We start from the raw sequence: 21,740 nt of genomic DNA, 5'->3' as shown, positions 1-21,740 counted from the left end.
GGCAGCGGCGGCGGCGCGGCTGCGCAGGGCGCGGGCCGCCCCCAGGCACAGGCCGGCCTCGGCGGCGAGGGCGAGCAGCAGGCCGCCCGGGAACCAGGCCGGCTGCACCAGCGCCCCGGCCGCCCCGACGACGGCGCCGAGGACGAACAGCCCCAGATACGCGGCGATCCGCCCGGCGGACGGCGGGCGCAGCGGCTGGGCGAGCAGGGGCCCGTTGCCGCCGCTCATGGCGTCTCTCCGATCCCGGCGAACAGGTCACTCTCCCTGATGCCGGACGGACGCCCCCGTACCAACTCGTAGTACTCGGTGGTGAACAGGGGCTGGGCGAGCCCGTTGGAGAGGACGAAGTACGGCTCGTGCACGGTGATCTGGGTGGCGTGCGTGCGCATCGCGGCGGCCTTGGCCGCGGCGGCGGGCCCGGTGCCCTCGACGGCGGCGGTGATGCGCTCGTCGTCGACGACGCCCGGCACGTCGTCGACGGTGGCCGCCTTCTCGAAGGGCAGGCGGGGCAGGTCCTCCCGGAGCCGGTCGAAGGCCTGCTCGGCGACGGAGCGGGGGACCCGGTTCCAGTAGACCTTGGAGACGGGGCAGCCGGCCTCCTCGGCCAGCTCGACGGCCCGCATGGCGACGCGGTTGGTCTGGATGTGGTCGGGATGCCCGTATCCGCCGTTGTCGTCGTAGGTGACGAGCACCTGGGGCCGCACCTCGCGGATCACCTCGACGAGCAGCCGGGCCGCCTGGTCCACGTCGGCCTGCCAGAAGCAGCCGGGGTCGTCGTTGTCGGGCAGCCCCATCATCCCGGAGTCGCTGTACCGGCCGGCGCCGCCGAGCAGCCGGAAGTCCTTCACGCCGAGCGCGCGCATGGCCTCGCTCAGCTCCCGGTGGCGGTGCTGCCCGAGGGCGGCACCGCTGAGGTGGGCCAGTTCGGGCGGGATGACCTCGCCCCGCTCGCCGAGCGTGCAGGTGACCAGCGTCACGTGCACGCCCTCGGCGGCATACCGCGCCATGGTCACGCCGTTGTTGATCGACTCGTCGTCCGGGTGCGCGTGCACCAGCAGCAGACGACGAGCGGGCAGTTCCGTCATGGCCCCAGCCTACGAGGCCACGGCGGCGCGCCGGTGGTTCCGGGCCCGTCATGCCTTGTCATCGAGTACATGAGCGATGGCAAGCGCGATGCGCTCGATCCAGTCGATGGCGTCTGTCACCTCGGCCTCGTCGATCGGACGCCGCTGTTTGAGATCCCCGTCGATCAGGTCGGCGTCATGTGCGATCTTGTTGCGGCGCTGGGTGATCTCCAGAAAGCGGCTGCGCAGCGTCTTCTCGTTGAATGTCGTGCGCCCCTGGAAGAACTCCTTGTTGATGCAGCCCGCCGCCTCGTACCAGACCTTTTTCTCGGTCACGAGTCTGAGCACTTCGGCGATCTTGCCAGGGTGCTGGAGGGCCTGGACGGAGAGCTTGTCACGCAGGTGCTCCACGACCGCCTCGGAGAGCGTGACCTCACCCCGCCGCACTGCCTCGACCTGGTGCAGCGGCAGCTCGTATCTCCGCAACTGGGGCGGCATCGCGGGGCTGTCCTTCAGCGTCAGTTCAGCGACCCGGCGCAGCACCTCCTCGTGCAGCCAGTGGTCAAGGGCGGCGACGGCCTGCACCCAGGCGGCCCGGTAGAAGTCGTCGATGTCGATCGTGGGAGACCGGAAGGGCGTGAGCATTGACTGAAACAGTCCCCTCGGTTTCCGGAACACGTCCCTCACGTCTTGACGTGCTCCGTGCCGTCGTCCTGGTAGCGCGGCAGGCCGCTCGTGGAGATGGTCCACTCCCCGATGGTGACGTCCTCGCCGTAGACGAAATCCTTGCGGGTGGCGTACCGGGGGCCTTCGGGGGTGGGGTGGATGTCGGTGAAGACAGCGCCGGTGCCGGTGCGGGGATCGAAGATCGCGTAGACGGGGATGCCGATCAGGGGGTAGTCGCGGAGCTTGGCGACCCAGTCGTTGTCCGGGTTGGAACGCGAAGCGACCTCGACAGCGGCGAGGAGGGTGCGAGGGTCAAAGGTTCCCTCACCTTCCATGTCCGCCTCTGCGATCACCATGACGTCGGGGCGACGCAGGATGCCTTCGAGTTCGTCCTCCACATCGGGCTTGCCCGTGTGGGCGACGATCTCTTCCGGCATCACCTTCTCCAGCCGTTTCCGGAGCCGCGCTGTGGTCAGCTCGTGCCGAGCGCTGGGCGCGTTCAGGTCGTGGACGATCCCTTCCTTGGTGATCTCGAACTTGCCCGGCAGCGTGTCGTCCGTGGACTGCAGGAAGTCGCGCATGGCCCGGTACCGGTGAGAGGCGCTTTGCTGCGCGTCGTCGGATGGGATGGTCATGGCGCTCGGTCCTCGTCATCCGTGCCCAGGGGAAGCATCGTCACGTTCACGCTAGGCGGCCTCCTGGAGATCGCTTCGGCAGTCGCGGCAGAGTGCTCCGGGATGGGGTGAACGGAAGCCGCGGTCGCAGCCGTCGCAGTTCCGCATCGGGTACCGGGTGGGTGCCGGTGGGGCTGTGGCCCGTGCTCGGTACGGGGCGGGGGGCGGGAGCTGAGCGGCAAGGCGGTGAGCCAGGAGGGCGGCGGGGCGCCGTAGGCCCTCCGGCGGTAGATCGGCGGTCAGAGCCCTGCGTACGGCCGTGGGGGTGACGTCCCGTTCCAGCCAGGCGGCGACACCGGGCGCCAGATGGGCCGTGTCGTCGGCCGAGAGGAGCAGTCGTGAGTCATGGCGGCGGAGGTCCGCCAGGAGGTCGGTGGCGGCCTGGAACAACGCGGGGACATTGCACTCGGGGCGGGGCACTGCGGGGAGCAGCCTGCCCCGGGGTTCTCGCGGCCCACGGCTCCCACTGCTCCCACTGCTCCCGCTCGGGGTGTGCTCCGCCCGGGGCTCCCGGGGCTCCCGGGAATCCCGGGGTGCCCGTGGCGCCCGGGAGACGCCTTCGATGGAGCGGCGGGCCGCCGCCGGCTGGTTGCAGGAGATCGTGCGGGTGACGATCCGGCCGGAGGGGGTGCGGACGCGTTCGCGCCGCAGATAGCCGTGCGCCTCCAGCTCGCGCAGGGCCGCGGCGATCCGGGTGGCTCCCTCGGGGAACCGGGCGGCGAGGGTCTTGATGTCGACCGGTGCGCCCTTGGGCAACGACTGGAGGTGGGTGCCGAGCCCGATCGCCAGCAGCGAGAGTTCCGGATGCTGGGCCAGGTGGTTGCCGATCACCACGAAGCGGGAGGTGTGGCGGGTGTTGTCGTGCTGGAGCCCGCCCGTGCGGTGGGCCGCTCCGGGCCGCCGGTTCGGGTGCTTGTCGCCCGCAAGGCGGGCCTGCGCGCGCGAGGGCACGCTAGGGTTCTGCGTATCCATCAGGAAGGTCCACTCTTCCTCGGTGGTCAGGCCCTCGCACTGGGATTGCCCGTCCCGGCGGGGGCCGTTACATGTCTGCGGTTGTGGTGGTGCGTTGCGCTGAGCGTCGGGCCTGGAGGGCTGGCAGTTCCAGCCGGTCCGGGGATGTTCACCCGCCCGAGTGAGCGCGGCCGTGGGCGGGAGGGGTGGGGCTTGGAAGGGTTCTTTCACCCCGAGTTCTTTGCCTTTCAGTCGTCGACGGCACCGGAACGCGGGGAGCCGGGTTCCAGTGCCGTGAGATCCATCTCCGCCCGGACGGTCATGCGCGGGAAGCACCCCTCACGGGTCGGGTCCTGGTCTCGGCGATTTCCTGATTCACGTCACTCAGCGTGTCCGACCGGACGTACCGTGTGAAGTAGTTGCTTCGCTACGTAGAGCTACCGTCCAGGACTTGTCCAGCGCTGTCCGGGCTGTCGGCACGGCTCCTGCGGGCGGGGCGCGACAGCACGGCACAGCACTACGGAGGGGCGCGCATGTCGGTGAACGGCGAGGCGGTGCGGGTCAGGACCGAGACGGATCAGACGGACGAGCCGGGCTGGGAGGTGGACCCGGACGACGCCTGGGCCCTCGCCGTAGTGGCTACCGTGGGACGGCAGTTGAGGCTCCGCCGGGAGGCCGCAGGGATGCGGGTCGGCGAGTTCGCGGCGGCGGTCGGGTACGGGGAAGACCTGGTCTACAAGATCGAGGCCGGCAAGCGGATCCCCCGCCCCGAGTATCTGGACACGGCGGACGAGGTGCTCGGCGCCCGGGGGCTCGTCGCGGCGATGAAGGAGGACGTGAAGAAGGTCCGGTACCCGAAGAAGGTCCGGGATCTGGCGCAGATGGAGGCGCGGGCGGTGGAGCTTCAGCTCTACGATCCCTTGAACATCCACGGGCTACTGCAGACGCCTGACTACGCCCGAGGGCTGCTCCTCATGAGGCGCCCCGCCTACTCGGCGGAGGAGGTGGAGCGGTTCATCTCCGCTCGTGTAGCTCGCAAGGCCGTCTTCGAGCGAGACCCTGCACCTGAACTCAGTTTCGTCCTGGAGGAGTGGACGCTTCGGCGGCCACTGGGCGGAAGAACCAGGCTGCGTCAGCAGCTGGAACACTTGCTCGAACTAGGGCAGTTGAGGAACGTCGAGTTGCAAGTGATGCCGACGGACCGTGAGGAGCACGCCGGACTGGCAGGTGGCATCGAGGTGCTGAAGTTCGAGGACGGCTCAATGGTGGGACGTTCCCCGGCAGTTGCCAACGGCCGACCGGTTTCCGAGCCCAGGCAGCTCCGTATCCTGGAACTCCGGTATGGCATCATCCGGGCGCAGGCCCTCACGCCACGTGAGTCCGCCTCATTCATCGAGCAACTGCTGGGGGAAACATGACCCGCAAGACCTCGTCCGGGGACGCCTCCGACCTGGCGTGGTTCAAGAGCAGCTACAGCAGCAGCAGCGAGGGCGACTCCTGCATAGAGATCGCTGTGGAGCCCAGCACCGTCCACGTCCGTGACTCGAAGCACCTCGAAGGCCCCCAGCTGGCCTTCACCCCCACCGCGTGGGCCGACTTCGTGCCGTACGCGGTCGGGGGCTGAGCCGGCGACTCCTACTCGACCTCGGCCTCCGGTACGTCCATGTCGCTGCCAAGGGAGCGGGCGATGGCCGTGAACTCGTTCAGGGCGGACTGGAGGTCGCGGACGATCTCCTCGGCGATCACCTCGGGCGGCAGGCCGCTGTCGGCGTCGTCCAGGGCGGGATCCTTCATCCACGTGATGTCGAGGTTGACCTTGTCGCGGGCGATCAGTTCCTCGTAGGTGAACTTCTTGAACGGCCCGTTCTCGTCCTCCGACTCGACACGCGAGGAGCGGGGCTCACCTGGCCGGTAGGCCGCCACGAAGTCGTCCAAGTGGGCGCGGGTCAGCGGGCGCTGCTTCAGCGTGAAGTGCTGACCCGTGCGGAAGTCGTAGACCCACGTCTCGGTGGTGTGCGGCTTGCCGTCGGCGCGCGGGGGCTTCTTCTCGAAGAAGAGAACGTTCGCCTTGACCCCGCCCGCGTAGAAGATGCCGGTGGGCAGCCTCAGGATGGTATGCAGGTCGAACTCGTCGAGCAGCTTGCGGCGGACCTTCTCTCCCGCGCCGCCTTCGAAGAGGACGTTGTCGGGGAGGACGACGGCTGCGCGCCCGCCAACCGCTGTGAGCGACATGATGTGTTGCAGGAAGTTCAGCTGCTTGTTGGTGGTGGTGGCGGTGAAGTCCTCGCGGTCGTACTGGATGTCTTCCTTCTCGACTTCGCCGTCCTGACCGATCACGGTGATGGCGGACTTGCGGCCGAAGGGAGGGTTCGCGAGGACCAGGGTTGCGTGCTTGCCGCTGGGCTTCTCAGCGAGGGCGTCTCCGACGGTGATCAGGCTCGGGCCGTCGCTCTTGCCGATGCCGTGGAGGAGCATGTTCATCGCAGCGAGGCGGGCGGTACCGGTGACGAGTTCGTTGCCCCAGATCTTGCGGCCCTCGTCATAGGCCCTGCGCTCGTCCAGCGACATGGTCTTCATGTGGTGGTCGCGGATGTAGGCGTGGGCAGCGATGAGGAAGCCACCGGTGCCGCAGGCCGGGTCGGTGATGGTGTCGTCCGGGCCGGGCTGCATGACGTCGACGATGGCGTCGATGAGGGGGCGGGGCGTGAAGTACTGGCCGGCGCCGGTCTTGGTGTCCGAGGCGCCCTTGGCGAGCAGGCCCTCGTAGGCGTCGCCCTTGAGGTCGGTGCCGGTGACCGTCCAGTCCTCGCGGCCGATCAGGTCGACGACGAGTTTTTCGAGGAGGGCGGGCTTGGTGATGCGGTTCTGGGCTTCGGCGAAGATCGTGCCGATGGTGGTGTCGGGGTGGCGGCCCAGGTTCTCGAGGACAGCGCGGTAGTGCTTCTCGAGCTCGGGGCCGCGCTTGGTGACGAGGGACTTCCAGTTGTACTCGGCGGGGACGACGGCGCTCATGTCGTGGCCGTCCCACGGATCGTTCTCGATCTCGTCGACCATCTTGAGGAAGAGCAGGTAGGAAAGCTGCTCGACGTACTCGATGGTGGACATGCCGTTGTCGCGGAGGACGTTGCAGTAGTTCCAGAGCTTGGAGACAAGCGTGTTGGTCTGGGCAACCGCCTTGGCCGTCTTGGCCGACTCGGCGGCGGGCTGCTGGGCGTCTGCGGGGGCGGTCACAGGTCGAACTCCTGCTGTACGGCGAGGGCGGGGGCGGGGGTCGGTTCGGGGGCTGGGGCGGTTGACTCAGCGGCTCGCTGCCCAGGCATCTTGGCCGCGCCCTTGCGCTGACGCTTGGGCTTGGGCTGCGCTGCCCGTTCGGCAGCGATACGGGCGAGAGCCACCGCTGCGGGGACATCAGCCTCGTTCTGTGCAACAAGCTCCCCTTGGAACGCCTTACGCAAAAGGGCGTCCCGTAGGTTCACCCCTTGGCGGAGGACACGTTCAGTGGTTGCGCGAGCGTGCCTGAGCTGGGTCAGCCGTTCTTCGATCCGCTCCGCGATCCGTTCCTGCTCACATCGCGGCGGCACGGGCACGGGCAAGTTCTTGATCTTACTCAGGCTGATGGAGGCAAGGTTTGTACTCTGCTTCCCGTTTCCCTCGAACCACTTCGCTGCGCCGTTCGCATACCAGGAAAGAAGTTCCGGAATGAGCACATCATCGCGGATGCGCGCCCTGAAGACGTGGTTCTGGTGAATGGCGTCGGGAACCTGCCCGCGCCAAACCCATCCTCTGCCCAGCTTGTCGCGGTCACCTCCCTCATTCATCAGGACGTCACCGTCTTGCAGTCTCAGCTGTTCAGCCTTCTTCTGCGGAACTCGAATGCTCGCGACATGCTCGAGGTCGAGGCGACCACGCTGGACATTGGCTACACGCAGGTACGGAACTTCAGGAAAGTCCGGATCGGACTGCTTCTTCTTGTCCTTTGTCACGCCACCGACGACATCGGCCAACTCGCCAAGGCGCATCCATCGCCAATCCGCTGGGATGCGCGGCAGATTCCCATCGATCGAACCGGCCTCTTCGGGATCTGGCGCAGCGGGGTCGTCAGCTCCGACAACAACGCTGGCAGTGAAGTCGGTGACCCGCTCAAGCAGGCCATCGATGCGCCGCGCAACCTTGCGAACACCCTCCTCGGCAGCATCCAGCCGCGACAACTGCTCTTCGAGCGCCTCGACGATCCGGTGCTGCTCCGCAAGCGGTGGAAGTGGCAGCCTGATCTTCTTCAAAGCGCCGCCCGCAATCCCCACCTGCCCAGCGGACGTCTTGATGCACTGCCGCACCTGCCGCCGCACGAAGGCCGAAGCCCAGGCATAGCAGGCGAAACGACTGTCGATCACCCGAGAGTCAAGCCGTACCCGAATCAGTTTGTCCGGGTAGGTCAAATCACCCACACCCTGGGGGACTTGCGCACAGGCACCTACGAACTCCGGATTACCGTTGTACCGGGTGAAGAGCAGATCACCGGGCCTGAGCATGCCGTCACGCTCCTCGACTTCAGCGGACTCCATCCCCGTATAACGCAAGTCCGACAAGTGAAGCTTCATGGGGCGAACTGCACCGATGCGCAGAATCGGCACACCATCGGGTGTGGCTCCAGGGCGCGAGACATAGATTCCGTTGCGAACCGATTCCGCAACCTCTCCCAGTTCCACCCACGCCCAGCTGGATGGGATCGGAATACCGTCCACGCTCTCGCTCAAGCCAGTTCCTGATTCAGCTCATCCAACAGTTCCAGCGCCCGGTCCTTGTCCCCGAACGCCCGCATGAAGCCTCGGCCGCCGCCGCGCTCCGAGAAGGGTGCCACGGAGAAATCCCCGGGCTCGATGCCGACATCGACGGCGATGGCGTTCTTTATCCGCTCCAGCCACCACAGCTGGTCCTCGGTGAACTCCGCGCCCGCCTGCCGCTGGCGCAGCAGCCAGCCCTCGAAGCGCTCCTCGACCACCGTACGGTACGGCTTCAGCTCGTCGTCCGCGCCCAGCTCGTAGCGGATGAGCCGCATCAGGTCGCCGAGGCCTGCCTCCTTGCCGGGGCCGGCCGCGGCCTTGCCGAGCTGTTCGTAGTGGTCCCACAGGACCGCCGGAGTCCAGGCACGGTTCGTGGCGCGGATGCGGCCCGCCAGCTCCCGCAGCGCGGCCCGTGCCTCGCGCGGAGGGACCCGCGAACCGCTGCCCAGGGCGACGCGTATCGCCGCGTTCTCGTCCCGTTGCTCCTTCTCCAGCAGGGAGTTGAACTCGGCCAGTTCCTTGCGTGCCCGCTCCTCCCTCGGGACCTCGCGGACCTCGGTGACCTTGACCTCGGTCGTCTCGTCGTAGGTCAGGTCCTGCTGGTGGCGGATCTCGAGGATGAGTTTGCGCAGCCCGGGGCGGGCGGTGAGCGGGGCCACCGCGTCGTGGACCAGCTTCTGCGCCAGTTCCCGACCACCCTCGCGCCGGGCCCGGTCCTGCGTGTCGACGTCCACCGCGTCCGTGATGCGGCGGGCCAGGTCGGCCAGGCTCGCTCCCCCGGACGCCTCGGCCAGGAGCTTCCTCTCCTCGTCCCCGAGCTGGCGGTCGATGCGGGCCAGCCGCCGGGCCAGGGTCTCCGCCTCGTCGGCCGTCAGGGACCGTGTGCCGGCCTTGTCGAGGAGTCTGGTCAGCGGGATGCCGCGCTGTGCGCCCGCCGGGATCAGCGGGCGGGCGTCCACCAGCGGGGAGTCGGTGACACCGACCGCGTCGATGAGGACGAAGCGGTCCTTGCGCAGGTCGGGCGCCGCCTCCGGGGTGACCGCCTTCAGCTCGTCCGCGTCGATGGAGCGGGCGCCCCGGCCCTTCATCTGCTCGAACATCACCGGGCTCTTCACCGGACGCAGGAAGATCACACACTCCAGCGGCTTGACGTCCGTGCCCGTGGCGATCATGTCGACGGTGACCGCGACCCGCAGCCGGGGCGAGTTGCGCAGGTCGTTGATGAGGGCCTCGGGGTCGTCGCCGTCGTCACGGGACCGGTAGGTGATCTTCTTGGCGAACTCGTCGCCCCGGCCGAAGACCTGCTTGACCTGCTTGAGCACCTCGTCGGCGTGGTCGTCGTAGGGGCCCGCGAAGATCAGGGTCTTGGGGAGGTCGGCCCTACTGGGGAACCAGCGCTTCCAGTTGTCTCGGTAGACCGTCAGCACGGCGCGGACCTCGTCCTCCGTGATGACCGTGCGGCCGATCTGCGGGGCGGTGTAGGTGAAGTCCTCGTCCAGTTCCTCGTACCGCTGGGCGCGGGTCTGCCGGTCGCGGATGCGGACCGTCGTGCCCGCCTCGATCGTCGCGACGGCGCCCTCGTCCCGCAGGTCGGTCCTGACGCGGACGATGTCGAAGTCGACGTTGACACCGTCGGCGACCGCCTGTTCGTAGGTGTACCGCGAGACCTCGTTGTTGTCGAAGAAGCCCTTGGTCTGGCGGGTGGGCGTGGCGGTGAGGCCCACGAGATGGGCGTCGAAGTACTCCAGGACGCCGCGCCACAGGCCGTAGATGGAGCGGTGGCACTCGTCGACGACGATCACGTCGAACGACTCGATCGGGACGTCGGGGTTGTACTCCACCGTGATCGGCTCGTCCGCCACGTAGGACTCGTCCAGCGGCGCGGCGGCGTCGTCCTCGCGGTCCTGGGTCTCCGCCCCGTCGTCCAGCGGCTCGCCCTTGAGGAGGGCGTACATCCGCTGGATCGTCGAGATGACCACCGAGGAGGTCTCCTGGAGGCCGCCGCGGCCCAGCATGTCGACGTTGTAGAGGTCGGTGAGCTTCCGGTTCTCGTCCGGGGTGCGGTACTTGTCGAACTCCGCGCGGGCCTGGCGGCCGAGGTTGTTGCGGTCGACGAGGAAGAGGATCCGGCGGGCACCGGCGTACCGGAGCAGCCGGTAGGTCTCGGTGACCGCGGTGAAGGTCTTGCCGGCACCCGTGGCCATCTGGATCAGGGCGCGCGGCCGGTCGGCGGCCAGGGACTCCTCGAGGCCTGTGATCGCCTCGACCTGGGCCATGCGCAGGCCATGCGTCTCCAGCAGCGGCATGGCGGTGCGCAGGGCCGCCCGGAAGGTGGGCGCGTCCGGGTGCTCGTCGGCGTACCGCATCCACCCGGCGAGGGTCTCGGGGCGGTGGAAGGAGAAGACCTCGCGGGAGCGGGCATCCGGATCGATCCGGTTGAGGAAGTACGTCTCGGTGCCGGTGGTGGCGTAGCGGAAGGCGAAGGGCTCCTCGCTGCGCCATACGGCCATGGCGTGTTCCTTGAGCACGCCCGCCGCGTACCGCTCGTTCTGGGCGAGGGCACCGGCCAGGGGTGTCCCCTCGCGCTTGGCCTCGATGACGCCGACGATCTTCCCGTCGACGTAGAGGACGTAATCGGCGCGGCCGGTGGCGAGGGTGAACTCACGGACGGCGACGCCCGTGCCTGCCAACGGGTTGGCGTCCGCTTTGTCCTGGACCAGCCAGCCTGCCTTGACCAGCATCGCGTCGATCTTTGCTCGCGCCTGCACCTCATTGAGCGGGGCGGGACGCTGGGCGCGCTCCACGATGGCGTCGCGCGCGGCGGAGGCAACAGGCCGGGGCTTGAGCCGTTCACGGTCGTATTGCTGCTGGTGCACTGCCCGCAGCTCGGCAATCTGTGCTTGCAGCTCCTCGACCTGCGCGGCGTAGGTGGCCTTGGCCCGTTCGGCGCTGGCGATGATCCGTTCGGCCTCGGCGCGGGCCCGGCGTTCGGCCTCCAGGCGGTCGCCCACCTCCGACAGCTTCACGCGGGACTCGGCCAGTGTGCGCCGGTGCCCGTCCAGCGCCTCGCGCAGCTCCGCGATCTCCTGCGGATCGGTCTGGGGCGTCTCGGCGGGGAGCGTGGGCGGGACGAACGCGGTGACCGCTCGGGTGCCGCCCATGGCCCGGTCGAAGAGATCGCCCAGCTGCCAGCACAGCTTCAGGGCTTCCAAGGCCTTGGTGGTGTCGAAGAGGTGGTTGTGCGCGGCGTCGTTGCGGCCCCGGCGCAATGTGTCGAAGGCGGCACGGCTCCAGCCGACCAGGACCCCGGCCCGGGTGAGCGCGTTGAGACGGTCGATCTGGCGGGTCCCTTCGACGCGCGTGCCCGTCCGCGTGACGAACTCCTGGGCCAGCACCTCACCGAACTGGCCGGCGCTGACGTAGGCGGCGTTCGGGTTGGTCAGGACGGTGAGTTCGGCCTGGGAGCCGTAGATGGCAAGGAGCGGCTGGTAGCCGTAGAGGCGCCCGAAGTTGGGAGACGCCTTCGCGAGCTCCCGCAGTCTCCTGTCCACGCTCTCGTCGTCCACGCGCGCCGCCCCCCTCGTCCCCTCGCTGTGCCCCCGCTCGGGCCGCGCCCGACAAGCTTACGGAGTCTCGGCCAGGGGGAGCAGGAAAACCGGACTCACGAAGCCCGGACCGCGGCGTGGGCCGAACACGCCTTGGGGCACCGGCCGAGCGTTGCTCAGAACTTGATGCTGCCGATCATGCCCGCGATGTTCGTCGTCAGATCGTTGATCGTCGGAGCGATGGTGGAGGACGCGAGGTAGAAGCCGAGGAGCATGCACACGATCGCGTGGCCGGCCTTCAGGCCCGACTTCTTGATCAGCAGGAAGACGATGATCGCCAGCAGCACCACCGCCGAAATCGAGAGTGCCACGGCGGCTCACCTCCAAGGGTCCAAGACATGGGGGCAGACAAGTCGACACGGCCATCCAGTTGTTGATGCAGTTGTCGACACAGATAAATCCACGTGCGTGCCAAGCGGGTTCATACCCACTCCGCGCCAGCGATCATAACTATTCGTGCCTGCGCATCGATCGGCGCACGGCCGCACAAGGGGGCGCATGGCCAATATGGTCAGGGCATGACGACCGAGACCGACTCCTTCCCCCGACGGCACGCCCGCACCCAGCGCTTCACGCTCGGCGCGCCGCGTTCGTTCACCGTGGCGCCCGACGGCTCCCGTGTCGTGTTCCTGCGCTCGGGTTCCGGCACGGACCGGGCGAACTCGCTGTGGGTGCTCGACACGGAGGAGGGCACAGAGCGCGTGGCGGCCGACCCGCGCGCCCTCCTCGGAGGCACCGAGGAACACCTCTCCCCGGAGGAGCGGGCCCGGCGCGAACGCAGCCGCGAGGGCGGGGCCGGCATCGTCTCCTACGCCACCGACGCCGCCGTGGAGCTGGCATCTTTTGCCTTGTCAGGGCGGCTTTTCACGGCCGAGCTGCGAGCCGGGACGGCACGCGAGCTGCCCGCCGCCGGCCCGGTGATCGACCCCCGCCCCTCCCCCGACGGCCGCCATGTCGCCTACGTCGCCGGCGGCGCCCTGCGGGTCGTCTCCGCGGAGGGAGCGGACGACCGCGCACTCGCCGCCCCCGACGGCGACCACGTGTCCTACGGAATGGCCGAGTTCATCGCCGCCGAGGAGATGGGGCGCTCGCGGGGGTTCTGGTGGGCACCGGAGTCGGACCGGTTGCTCGTGGCGCGCGTGGACGACACGCCGGTGCGGCGGTGGTGGATCTCCGATCCGGCGCACCCGGAGCGGGAGCCGAGCCGGGTGGCGTACCCCGCGGCGGGCACCGCCAATGCCGACGTACGGCTGTTCGTGATCGGGCTCGACGGGGTGCGCACGGAGGTGTCCTGGGACCGGGCCCGCTACCCGTATCTCGCGCGAGTGCACTGGTCAGGGGCGGGTGCGCCGCTGCTGCTGGTGCAGGCGCGCGATCAGCGCAGCCAGCTGTTCCTGGCGCTGGACCCCGACACCGGGGCGACCCGGATGGTGCACGCCGACGAAGATCCGACTTGGCTTGAACTTATCCCCGGGGTTCCGTGCTGGAGCCCCTCCGGGCGGCTGGTGCGGATCACCGACGAGGGGGGTGCACGGCGCCTGGTGGTGGGCGAACGGCCGCTCACCGGGCCGCAGTTGCACCTGCGGGCGGTGCTCGACGTCTCCGACGACGACGTGCTGGTCGCGGCCTCGGCGGGCGAGGAGGCGGCCGAGCCGGAGATCGGCGAGGTGCACGTGTACCGGGTGAACGAGCTGGGTGTGGAGCGGCTCTCGCAGGAGCCCGGGGTGCACTCGGCGGTGCGGGCCGGGGACGTCACCGTGCTGGTGTCGGCGACCCTGGACCGGCCAGGTTCGCGGGTGCGGATCCTGCGTGACGGGAAACCGACGGCGGCTGTCCTGTCATATGCCGACGATCCCGGCATGTCGCCCCGGGTGACCTTGACCTATGGGGGCGCACGCCGCATCCCGTGCGCCGTGCTTATGCCCCGGGACTACTCCGGGAACGCCCCGCTCCCCGTCCTCATGGACCCCTACGGCGGACCCCACGGCGCCCGGGTGCTGGCCGCGCACAACCCGCACCTCACCTCGCAGTGGTTCGCCGACCAGGGCTTCGCGGTGGTCGTCGCCGACGGCCGGGGCACCCCGGGCCGCTCCCCCGCCTGGGAGAAGGCCGTCCACCACGACTTCACCCTCTCCCTGGACGACCAGATCGAGGCCCTCCAGGACCTGGCGGCGTCCCACCCGCTGGACCTGTCGCGGGTCGCCATCCGCGGTTGGTCCTACGGCGGCTACCTCGCCGCGCTGGCCGTGCTGCGCCGGCCCGACGTCTTCCACGCCGGGATCGCCGGCGCCCCGGTGACGGACTGGCGGCTGTACGACACCCACTACACCGAGCGGTACCTGGGCGACCCGGCCGCGCAGCCGGAGTCGTACGCGAGGAGCTCCCTCGTCACCGACGACGGGCTGTCCGGTGCCGCCGGTCCGCACCGCCCGCTGATGATCGTGCACGGGCTCGCCGACGACAATGTGGTCGTCGCCCATGCCCTGCGGCTGTCCTCCGCGCTGCTGGCCGCGGGCCGGCCGCACGAGGTGCTGCCGCTGTCGGGGGTGACCCACATGACCCCGCAGGAGCAGGTCGCGGAGAATCTGCTGCTGCTCCAGGTGGACTTCCTCAAGCGGTCGCTGGGGCTGCGCACGGACTGAGCGCGGCCCCGGCTCAGTCTCAGTCAGAGCAGGTTTCGGATCTCCTGCGGCAGCTCGGGGGAGTCGGCGGTGAGGACGTCGCCTGGAATGGCGCCCTCCACCTCGGCGATCTTGTCCTGCATCAGGCGCATCTGAGCGTCGTCCAGGCTGCCGACCGGGGTGCTCGTCGGCACCCCGGCGGCCTCCGCCACGGCCTGGGCGTACTTCACCGGGTTGTTGCCGTCCGACGCGGGCGCGTAGCACTCGAAGGCGTCGAGGATGCTCAGGTCCCGGTACGGGCCGCGCTTGGGGCAGCTCGCCGTGCGCAGGAACGTGGCGATCGCCCGGAACCCGGCCTCCCGGGTCGGGAAGATCAGGAAGTTGTGCCAGTTGAACTTGCCCTGGTACTGCCCGTAGTCCGGCCCGCCGGGGAGGCCCGTGATGTTGCCGGGATTGTTGTTCAGCCAGGCATAGCTGCCGGGGAAGCCGCGCATGTGCGGCTGGCCGCGGAAGATGGTGCCGTCGGCGTGCACCACGAACTGGAAGATCTCCTTGCCGTGCCCCTGGTAGTCGGTCGGGCCCGTGGAGCCCGGGAACCAGGCGGCCCGCGGTATCTCCTGGGACATCGAGACCTGCCCGTCGAAGTACCAGACGTGGTCGCCCGGGGTCAGCCGTCCGCCGACGGGTGTGATGGGTCTGGCGGCACCGGCCGGCGTCCAGACCGCGTCCACCGAGTCCGCGAACCCGGCCTCGGCCAAGCCGGGCCAGTTGCCGGCGACGGGCAGGGGGTAGCCGTCGTCGACCCGGTCACCGGCGATGTCGTAACGGACGTAGTGGCCCCGGCGGAAGAAGTACGCCTTGCCGCTGCCCGTGACGAAGCCTCCCTCGATCCCGTCCGTGAATCCCGCCTCGGCGAAGCCGGGCCAGTTGCCGGCGACCGGCTGGGGGTAGCCGTCGTCGACCCGGTCACCGGCGATGTCGTAACGGAGGTAGGAGTCCCCGCGGAAGAAGTACACCTTCCCGTTGCCCCAGTTCACCGCCGAGTCCAGCGAGTCGCCGAATCCGGCCGCCGAGAAGCCTCCCCACGCGTCGCCGATGCCGGCCGGTTCGCCGTCGACGGCGAGCCGCCCTTCGTCGATGCGCAGATAGGAACTGCCTCTGAAGAAGTAGAGCTTTCCGTTGCCGAGCGAGACGGCCGCATCGATGCCCGACTCGAAGCCGGTTCCGTCGATCCCCGACCAGCCCGCCGTGACGGGTTTGGGATATCCGTCGTCCCCGCGATCGCGCTCCAGGTCGTACCTGGCATACATCGCACCGTGCAGGAAGAAGGCCTTGGTCATCACTGCTCGCCCTCTCGCGTGCCGGGGCCCGGTGAGCGGGCTCGGCAGCACGCGGTTCACTTGCTGCGGGATGCCCGGGCCCTGCCGCGTTCGCCACTGCCCCACCGGCTGCCCGGGACGTGCTGGGCGCTCACTTCAAACATACGGCGGTCCCGGGCGGACCGCCTGTTCAGAGGGCGTGCGCACGGCCACGGGCCGGGATCCCCACAGGGTCCCGGCCCGCTTACGGCACCCGCACGGCCGTACGCTGTCCAGCGTCGCCTGTCCGTATATCGGAACCGAGTCCGCCAAGTTGCGTGCGTGTTAACACAGTTGGCGGCCATATGTACGGATGTGGGAGGTGGCGGGGAGCTCCTAGGCGAGCCGTTCCTCCGGCGGCACCACCAGCTTCTCCCCCGCGAAGTGGCAGGCCGACGCATGCGCCGCCGGGCCGCCCAGGGCGCGGTACCCGGCGGGCACCGCCAGCGCCGGGACCTCCACCGCGCACCGCTCCCGCGCCTTGAAGCACCGGGTGCGGAAGCGGCAGCCGGAGGGGATGTTCGCCGGGGACGGCACGTCACCGGTGAGGATGATCCGCTCCCGGCGCTCCCGGGCCTCCGGGTCGGGGACCGGCACGGCGGAGAGCAGGGCCTGAGTGTAGGGGTGGGTCGGATGCTCGTAGATCTCGGTGTCGGTGCCCGTCTCGACGATGCGGCCGAGGTACATCACCCCGACGCGGTCGGAGATGTGACGGACGATCGACAGATCGTGCGCGATGAAGATGTAGGACAGGTCGAACTCGTCCTGCAGACGCTCCATCAGGTTGATGACCTGCGCCTGGACGGAGACGTCCAGGGCGGAGACCGGCTCGTCGCAGATGATGATCTCCGGGTTGAGCGCCAGGCCGCGGGCGATGCCGATGCGCTGGCGCTGACCGCCGGAGAACTGGTGCGGATAGCGGTTGATGTACTCCGGGTTGAGACCGACCACGTCCAGCAGCTCCTGGACCCGCTTGCGGCGGTCGCCCTTCGGAGCCACCTCGGGGTGGATGTCGAACGGCTCCCCGATGATGTCGCCCACCGTCATCCGCGGGTTCAGCGAGGTGTACGGGTCCTGGAACACCATCTGGATGTTGCGGCGCACCGCCTTCAGCGCACGCCCGGACAGCCGGGTGATGTCCTCGCCCCGGTAGCGGATGGAACCGGCCGTCGGCCGCTCCAGGTTCACCAGCATCTTCGCGACCGTCGACTTGCCGCAGCCGGACTCGCCGACGATGCCCAGGGTCTCGCCGCGGGCCAGCGTGAAGTCCACGCCGTCGACGGCCCGCACCTCGCCGACGCGCTTCTTGAAGACGATGCCCCGGGTCAGCGGGTAGTGCTTGACCAGGCCGCTGACCTCCAGGACCGGCTCAGCCATCCAGGCACTCCCTCCAGAAGTGGCAGGCGCTGCCGCGGGTGGCGGACACCTCGAACAGCGGAGGCTCGTCGGCCCGGCACAGGCCGCGGGCCAGCGGGCAGCGGGGGTGGAAGGCGCAGCCGGGCGGGATGCGCGTGAGGTTCGGCGGCAGGCCCCTGATGGCGTAGAGCTCCTGGCCCTTCTGGTCCAGACGCGGGATGGAGTCCAGCAGGCCCCGGGTGTAGGGGTGGGCCGGCGCCTTGTAGATGTCGTACACGGGGGCGGACTCGACGATGCGGCCCGCGTACATGACGGCGATGCGGTCGGCGACGTCGGCGACCACACCGAGGTCGTGGGTGATCAGGACGAGGCCCATGCGGTACTCGCGCTGCAGCTCCGCGAGCAGGTCCATGACCTGGGCCTGGACGGTGACGTCGAGGGCGGTGGTCGGCTCGTCGGCGATGATCAGGGCGGGTTCGAGGGCGATCGCCATCGCGATCATGATGCGCTGGCGCATGCCGCCGGAGAACTGGTGCGGGTACTGCCTGACCCGCTCCCGGGCGGCGGGGATGCGGACCCGGTCCATCAGCTCGACCGCCCTGGCCCGCGCCTCCTTCCAGGACATGCCCCGGTGGACCACGAACATCTCGCCGAGCTGGTCGCCCACGGGGATCACCGGGTTCAGGGAGGACAGCGCGTCCTGGAAGATCATCGCCATCCCGGCGCCCCGGACCCTGCGGCGCTCCTCCTCCTTCAGCTTCAGCAGGTCCCGGCCCTGGAAGAGCACCTCGCCGCCGGTGATCCGGCCGGGCGGCATGTCGAGGATGCCCATGACCGCCTGTGCGGTGACGGACTTGCCGCAGCCGGACTCGCCGAGGATCGCGAGGGTCTCCCCGGCGTCCACCTGGTAGCTGACGCCGTTGACGGCCTTGGCGACGCCGTCGCGGGTGTGGAACTCCACGTGCAGGTCGCGCACTTCGAGCAGCACGCCGGCTCACCTCAGCTTCGGGTCGAGGGCGTCGCGCACCGCGTCGCCGAGCATGATGAAGGCCAGCACCGTGACCGCGAGGGCGCCGGAGGGCCACAGCAGCGCGTGGGGGGCGTTGCGGACGTAGGGCGAGGCGGCGGAGATGTCGATGCCCCAGGAGACGCTGGGCGGCTTCAGCCCGACGCCGAGGTAGGACAGCGTGGCCTCGAGCGCGATGTAGGTGCCGAGCGCGATGGTGGCGACCACGATGACCGGGGCGACCGCGTTGGGCGCGATGTGCCGCAGCAGCAGCCGGGTGCTGGAGGCGCCGAGGGCGCGGGCGGCCTGGACGTAGTCGTTCTGCTTGGCGGTGATGACGGCGCCGCGGGCGATGCGGGAGATCTGGGGCCAGCCGAGCAGCACGATGAAGCCGATGACGGGCCAGACGGTGTTGCTGGTGATGACGGACAGCAGCACCAGGCCGCCGAGGACGACGGGGATGGCGAAGAAGACGTCGGTGACGCGGGAGAGGAAGGAGTCCCAGACGCCGCCGAAGAAGCCGGCCAGCGCCCCGAGGACGCTGCCGAGCACGGCGACGCCGAGGGTGGCGAGGACGCCGACGGCGACGGAGGTGCGGGCGCCGTAGACGGTGCGGGTGTAGACGTCGCAGCCCTGCCCGTTGAAGCCGAACGGGTGGCCGGGCTGGGAGCCCTCCTGGGCCTTGGACAGGTCGCACTTGAGCGGGCTGCCGGAGGCGATCAGCGAGGGCCACAGGGAGATGACGATCAGGAAGCAGATGACCAGGGCGGAGACGATGAAGACGGGGTTGCGGCGCAGGTCGCGCCAGGCGTCGGACCACAGGGAGCGGGGCCTGCCCTGCGGGCCGGTGCCGTCGGGCCCGGCGGGCGGCTCCTGGAGGACCTCGGCCTCGTCCACGCCCAGGTCCATGGTGCCGCCCGTCCCGGCGCCCGCGAGGGCGCGTTCGGGCTCGTAGTGCTGGTCAGGCATAGCGGATCCTCGGGTCGAGTACGGCGTACAGCAGGTCGACGACGAGATTGCAGAGCAGGAAGACCAGGACGAGGACGGTGACGAAGCCGACCACGGTCTGCGTGTTCTGCCGCAGGATGCCTTGGTAGAGCTGGTAGCCGACGCCGTGGATGTTGAAGATCCGCTCGGTGACGATGGCCCCGCCCATGAGGAAGCCGATGTCGGCGCCGATGAAGGTGACCACGGGGATGAGGGAGTTGCGCAGCAGGTGCCGGACGACGACCCGCCGGCGGGGCAGCCCCTTGGCGACGGCGGTGCGCACGTAGTCGGAGCGCCGGTTCTCGGCGATGGAGGTGCGGGTCAGCCGGGTGACATAGGCGAGGGAGACCGACGCCAGCACCAGGCCGGGCACGATCAGCTCGTCGAAGGGGGCGGCGGAGGAGACGGAGGGGCGGATCCAGCCCCCTTTCACGCCGAGCAGCAGCTGCAGCAGCAGGCCGGTGACGAAGGTGGGCACCGAGATGACGACGAGGGTCACCAGCAGTACCGAGGTGTCGACCGGGCGGCCGCGGCGCAGCCCGGTGAGCACGCCGAGGGTGATGCCGATGACGATCTCGAAGCAGATGGCGACCAGGGTGAGCCGGATGGTGACGGGGAACGCCGTCGACATCAGCTCGGTGACCTCCTGGCCGTTGAACGCCGTGCCGAAGTCGCCGGTGAAGATGTTCCCCATGTAGGTCAGGTACTGCTGCCAGACCGGCTGGTCGAGGCCGAACTCGTGGCGGAGCCGGGCGGCGGTCGCCGGGTCGCAGCGGCGCTCTCCGCACAGCCCGGCGACGGGGTCGCCCATCACATGGACCATGAGGAAGATCAGCAGTGTGGCCCCGGTGAACACCGGGATCATCTGGAGCAGACGCCGGACGACGTAACGCCCCATGACGGCTCAGCTGACCTTGATCTCGTTGTAGACGGGGACGCTGAACGGGTTGAGCTTGACGCCGGAGAGCCGCTCGGACCAGCCGGCGCTGCCGTTCTGGTACCACAGCGGGATGGCCGCCATGGTGTCGCGGACGACTTCCTCGGCCTGCTGGAACAGCTCGATGGCCTTGGCGGGGTCGGACTCCCGGTTGGCGCGGTCGACGAGGTCGTCGAACTTCTCGTTGGACCACTTGCCGTCGTTGGAGGAGGCGTTGGTGTAGTAGAGCGGCTGCAGGAAGTTCTGGATGAGCGGGTAGTCCATCTGCCAGCCGGCGCGGAACGGGCCGCTCATCTTGCGCTGGGTGATCCGGCTGCGGAAGTCGGCGAAGGTGCCGATGGGGCTGGCGGTGCAGGCGCGCTCGTTGTCGAGGGCGTTGTTGATGGAGTTGCAGACCGCCTCGACCCAGTCCTTGTGGGAGCCGGTGTCCGCGTTGAAGGTGATGGTGACCCGGCCGCCGGGCAGGCCGCCGCCCTCCTTGACGAGCTTCTTGGCCTCCTCGGGGTCGTACGTGCAGGCGTCGCCGCACAGCCCGTCCTGGAAGCCGCCGTCCTTGCCGAGGACCGGGGAGGTCCAGTCGGTGGCGGGGGTGCGGGTCTTGTGGAAGATGGTCTCGGTGATCTGCTTGCGGTTGATCGCCCGCGACAGCCCGGTGCGCACCTTCTCCATGCCGGGCTTGTCCCAGGCCTTGTCGTAGTAGGGGAAGGCGAGGGTCTGGAGGATGCCGGCGGGGGTGTTGAGGTAGCGGTCGCCGAGGTCGTTCTTGACGTTCTTCAGCTGGGAGGCGGGGACGTCGTCGACGAGGTCGAGGTTGCCTGCCAGCAGGTCGGTGTAGGCGGTGTTGTTGTCGGTGTAGACCTTGAGGTCGACGCCGCCGTTCCGGGCCTTGTCGTCGCCGGGGTACTCCTCCCACCGGCGCAGGGAGATCTGGGAGCCCTTGGTGTAGGAGTCGACCAGGTAGGGGCCGTTGCCGATGGGCTTGGCGATCCAGGCGTCGTGGTCCTCGAAGAAGGCGCGGGGCAGGGGGGCGTAGGCGTTGTAGCCGAGGGTGTCGGGGAAGGTCGAGAACTTCTGGGTGAGCTTGACGGTGAAGGTCAGGTCGTCGACGACCTTCAGCCCGGACAGCTTGTCGGCGGTCTGCTCGCCGCTCTCCGGGTGGACCTTGTCGTATCCCTCGATATAGCCGAAGAAGTAGGCGTTGCGCTGGTTGTTCTTCAGGCCGGCGCCGTAGTTCCAGGCGTCCACGAAGGAGCGGGCGGTGACCTTCTCGCCGTTGCTGAAGGTCCAGCCGTCCTTGATCTTGATGGTGAAGTTCTGCGAGTCCGAGGTCTCGATGCTCTCCGCGAGCATGTCCTCGGCGGCCCCGGTCTCCGGGTCGTAGCGCTTGAGGCCCCGGAAGATCATGTCGAGGACCTTGCCGCCCTGCACCTCGTTGGTGTTGGCCGGCTCCAGCGGGTTCTGCGGGTCGCCCCAGGAGGCACTGAGCACCGCTCCCGCGTCCGCACTCCCGCCGCTGCTCTCGCTTCCGCAGGCGGTCGCCGCGAGAGCCACGGCGACCGCACCGACGACCCACCTGGCGTGCGTGCCTCCACGCATGGAGTGCCTCCTCGTCCGTGCACCTGTCGATCCCTGAAGGCCCAATATCCGACAAATGGCGCACATTGCCTGCGTACGACGCCTGTCCCGGGCGAAATCGGGGGCGGACTCCAGCCGTATGTACGTATCGGAGGAGCC

The 21,740-nt window shown here is 69.2% G+C and carries 18 protein-coding genes; 3 read left to right on the top strand and 15 right to left on the bottom strand.

All coding sequences use genetic code 11. The features are described from left to right. The 5 genes from ABD207_RS14625 to ABD207_RS14605 form a co-directional block, all read right to left on the bottom strand. A partial coding sequence (locus ABD207_RS14625; RefSeq protein WP_344013153.1) for a DUF6113 family protein occupies positions 1-228 on the bottom strand: 228 nt, incomplete at its 3' end. Next, complete coding sequence (mshB, locus tag ABD207_RS14620; protein ID WP_344013152.1) at positions 225-1,085, bottom strand: N-acetyl-1-D-myo-inositol-2-amino-2-deoxy-alpha-D-glucopyranoside deacetylase; 861 nt, start codon at positions 1,083-1,085, stop codon at positions 225-227. The genes ABD207_RS14625 and mshB, both read right to left, overlap by 4 nt. 48 nt (positions 1,086-1,133) lie before the next feature. After that, complete coding sequence (locus ABD207_RS14615; protein ID WP_344013151.1) at positions 1,134-1,709, bottom strand: hypothetical protein; 576 nt, start codon at positions 1,707-1,709, stop codon at positions 1,134-1,136. Positions 1,710-1,747: 38 nt separating this feature from the next. Continuing rightward, positions 1,748-2,365, bottom strand: a complete 618-nt coding sequence (locus tag ABD207_RS14610) for a Uma2 family endonuclease (protein ID WP_344013149.1) — start codon at positions 2,363-2,365, stop codon at positions 1,748-1,750. 51 nt (positions 2,366-2,416) lie between these two features. Beyond that, positions 2,417-3,376 carry a helix-turn-helix domain-containing protein gene (locus tag ABD207_RS14605; RefSeq protein WP_344013148.1) on the bottom strand — a complete coding sequence of 320 codons (960 nt, stop codon included), beginning with the start codon at positions 3,374-3,376 and terminating at the stop codon, positions 2,417-2,419. Positions 3,377-3,888: 512 nt separating this feature from the next. Here ABD207_RS14605 and ABD207_RS14600 point away from each other — a divergent pair. Next, entirely contained in the window at positions 3,889-4,773 is an 885-nt protein-coding gene (locus ABD207_RS14600; protein WP_344013147.1) for a helix-turn-helix domain-containing protein, read from the top strand. Continuing rightward, entirely contained in the window at positions 4,770-4,979 is a 210-nt protein-coding gene (locus ABD207_RS14595; RefSeq protein WP_344013145.1) for a DUF397 domain-containing protein, read from the top strand. Before ABD207_RS14600 ends, ABD207_RS14595 begins: the two co-directional genes overlap by 4 nt. 11 nt (positions 4,980-4,990) lie before the next feature. Here ABD207_RS14595 and ABD207_RS14590 read toward each other — a convergent pair whose 3' ends face one another. The 4 genes from ABD207_RS14590 to ABD207_RS14575 form a co-directional block, all read right to left on the bottom strand. Beyond that, positions 4,991-6,586, bottom strand: coding sequence for a type I restriction-modification system subunit M (locus tag ABD207_RS14590; protein ID WP_344013143.1), 1,596 nt, complete (start codon positions 6,584-6,586; stop codon positions 4,991-4,993). Next, positions 6,583-8,109, bottom strand: coding sequence for a restriction endonuclease subunit S (locus tag ABD207_RS14585; protein WP_344013140.1), 1,527 nt, complete (start codon positions 8,107-8,109; stop codon positions 6,583-6,585). The genes ABD207_RS14590 and ABD207_RS14585 overlap by 4 nt, the downstream gene beginning before the upstream one ends. Then, positions 8,106-11,702, bottom strand: a complete 3,597-nt coding sequence (locus tag ABD207_RS14580; protein WP_344013138.1) for a type I restriction endonuclease subunit R — start codon at positions 11,700-11,702, stop codon at positions 8,106-8,108. Before ABD207_RS14580 ends, ABD207_RS14585 begins: the two co-directional genes overlap by 4 nt. A 155-nt stretch (positions 11,703-11,857) precedes the next feature. Further along, the gene (locus ABD207_RS14575; RefSeq protein WP_344001688.1) at positions 11,858-12,052 is read right to left on the bottom strand and encodes a hypothetical protein; all 195 of its coding nucleotides are present in this window, start codon (positions 12,050-12,052) and stop codon (positions 11,858-11,860) included. A 207-nt stretch (positions 12,053-12,259) separates the two neighbouring features. On the opposite strand from ABD207_RS14575, the gene ABD207_RS14570 reads away from it, so the two are divergent. Further along, positions 12,260-14,383 carry a S9 family peptidase gene (locus ABD207_RS14570; RefSeq protein WP_344013136.1) on the top strand — a complete coding sequence of 708 codons (2,124 nt, stop codon included), beginning with the start codon at positions 12,260-12,262 and terminating at the stop codon, positions 14,381-14,383. Between the two features lie 23 nt (positions 14,384-14,406). On the opposite strand, the gene ABD207_RS14565 is transcribed toward ABD207_RS14570, so the two are convergent. The 6 genes from ABD207_RS14565 to ABD207_RS14540 form a co-directional block, all read right to left on the bottom strand. After that, the gene (locus tag ABD207_RS14565) at positions 14,407-15,702 is read right to left on the bottom strand and encodes a hemopexin repeat-containing protein (RefSeq protein WP_344013134.1); all 1,296 of its coding nucleotides are present in this window, start codon (positions 15,700-15,702) and stop codon (positions 14,407-14,409) included. Positions 15,703-16,056: 354 nt separating this feature from the next. Then, the gene (locus ABD207_RS14560; protein WP_344013132.1) at positions 16,057-17,097 is read right to left on the bottom strand and encodes an ABC transporter ATP-binding protein; all 1,041 of its coding nucleotides are present in this window, start codon (positions 17,095-17,097) and stop codon (positions 16,057-16,059) included. Further along, on the bottom strand, positions 17,090-18,064 hold the full coding sequence (locus ABD207_RS14555) for an ABC transporter ATP-binding protein (RefSeq protein ID WP_344013130.1): 975 nt from the start codon (positions 18,062-18,064) through the stop codon (positions 17,090-17,092). Before ABD207_RS14555 ends, ABD207_RS14560 begins: the two co-directional genes overlap by 8 nt. A 6-nt stretch (positions 18,065-18,070) precedes the next feature. Next, a complete protein-coding gene (locus ABD207_RS14550) occupies positions 18,071-19,051 on the bottom strand; it encodes an ABC transporter permease (RefSeq protein WP_344013128.1) in 981 nt (326 codons plus the stop codon). Continuing rightward, positions 19,044-19,967: an ABC transporter permease gene (locus ABD207_RS14545; protein ID WP_344013127.1), complete on the bottom strand. Its 924-nt coding sequence runs from the start codon at positions 19,965-19,967 to the stop codon at positions 19,044-19,046. Before ABD207_RS14545 ends, ABD207_RS14550 begins: the two co-directional genes overlap by 8 nt. Before the next feature lie 6 nt (positions 19,968-19,973). Beyond that, on the bottom strand, positions 19,974-21,602 hold the full coding sequence (locus tag ABD207_RS14540; RefSeq protein WP_344013126.1) for a peptide ABC transporter substrate-binding protein: 1,629 nt from the start codon (positions 21,600-21,602) through the stop codon (positions 19,974-19,976). Between the last annotated feature and the right edge of the window lie 138 nt (positions 21,603-21,740).

It is taken from the genome of Streptomyces thermospinosisporus, assembly GCF_039526425.1.
Lineage (GTDB): Bacteria > Actinomycetota > Actinomycetes > Streptomycetales > Streptomycetaceae > Streptomyces > Streptomyces thermocarboxydovorans.
This window is presented reverse-complemented; position numbering and strand designations above follow the sequence as displayed.

Coding starts and splice junctions, on each gene's coding strand:
- mshB (WP_344013152.1), bottom strand. CDS start 1,085: ATGACGGAACTGCCCGCTCGTCGTCTGCTGCTGGTGCACGCGCACCCG.
- ABD207_RS14615 (WP_344013151.1), bottom strand. CDS start 1,709: ATGCTCACGCCCTTCCGGTCTCCCACGATCGACATCGACGACTTCTAC.
- ABD207_RS14610 (WP_344013149.1), bottom strand. CDS start 2,365: ATGACCATCCCATCCGACGACGCGCAGCAAAGCGCCTCTCACCGGTAC.
- ABD207_RS14605 (WP_344013148.1), bottom strand. CDS start 3,376: ATGGATACGCAGAACCCTAGCGTGCCCTCGCGCGCGCAGGCCCGCCTT.
- ABD207_RS14600 (WP_344013147.1), top strand. CDS start 3,889: ATGTCGGTGAACGGCGAGGCGGTGCGGGTCAGGACCGAGACGGATCAG.
- ABD207_RS14595 (WP_344013145.1), top strand. CDS start 4,770: ATGACCCGCAAGACCTCGTCCGGGGACGCCTCCGACCTGGCGTGGTTC.
- ABD207_RS14570 (WP_344013136.1), top strand. CDS start 12,260: ATGACGACCGAGACCGACTCCTTCCCCCGACGGCACGCCCGCACCCAG.
- ABD207_RS14565 (WP_344013134.1), bottom strand. CDS start 15,702: ATGACCAAGGCCTTCTTCCTGCACGGTGCGATGTATGCCAGGTACGAC.
- ABD207_RS14560 (WP_344013132.1), bottom strand. CDS start 17,097: ATGGCTGAGCCGGTCCTGGAGGTCAGCGGCCTGGTCAAGCACTACCCG.
- ABD207_RS14550 (WP_344013128.1), bottom strand. CDS start 19,051: ATGCCTGACCAGCACTACGAGCCCGAACGCGCCCTCGCGGGCGCCGGG.
- ABD207_RS14545 (WP_344013127.1), bottom strand. CDS start 19,967: ATGGGGCGTTACGTCGTCCGGCGTCTGCTCCAGATGATCCCGGTGTTC.
- ABD207_RS14540 (WP_344013126.1), bottom strand. CDS start 21,602: ATGCGTGGAGGCACGCACGCCAGGTGGGTCGTCGGTGCGGTCGCCGTG.